At 56.3% G+C, this 730-nt stretch carries 1 pseudogene; it reads left to right on the forward strand.

From position 1 onward, the window contains the following. Positions 1–602, forward strand: a pseudogene (locus tag B5F88_RS19870) (hypothetical protein); the annotation flags it as partial. Positions 603–730 lie beyond the last annotated feature (128 nt).

Raw genomic sequence — 730 nt, forward strand, 5'->3', positions numbered from 1 at the left:
TCACTGCCTATCTTGAACATGAGGGACAGATCGTCAAATTTGAGGTGACCAACAAGAGCCTAACTACCGGCGTATCCATCACCAAAACCGGCCCCAAGGAGATCATGGCAGGCCAGCCGGTATGCTATACCTTCTCCGGCATCGCCAATAGCTCCAATGTCCGGCTGGACAACTTTTATTGGCGCGATACCCTCCCCGCAGAGGTACGGCTGGACACGGTGGTCACCGGAACCTATAACTTCCCCGGCACCTATAAGATCACCTATCGTGTGAACGGCGGCGAGTATCGGACCCTGGCAGACAACCTGTCCACCAGCAAGAACTACACCCTGGCTGCCTCGGCCACCGCACTGGGCCTTGCCAGCAATGAACGGGTCACAGAGGTCATGTTCGTCTTTGGACAGGCCCCTGCTGGCTTTGCCCAGGTAGAAAAGCCGTACCTCCACTGCACCGCCGTGGCCAACCTGGCCTCCACCTCCTTTGTCAATGTGGCCGACGTGGGCGGCGTCTACAACGGCCAGTGGGTGCAGGCCGTCAGCCGTTGGGTGACCACGGTGTACGGCAAACCTGTCATTCCCACCCTGCCCCGGACGGGGTATTAAGCCCTTGGGGGACTCACAAAAGCTGTGAGTCCCCCTCTTTCTTACAACCAATTATTCTAACAGAAAAAGGAGAAATGAACGATGTTGAAGATCACTGCCACTGGAAATCTGACCAATGATGTGGAGCT

The sequence above is a fragment of the Flavonifractor sp. An306 genome (assembly GCF_002159455.1).
Taxonomy (GTDB): Bacteria; Bacillota; Clostridia; order Oscillospirales; family Oscillospiraceae; genus Flavonifractor.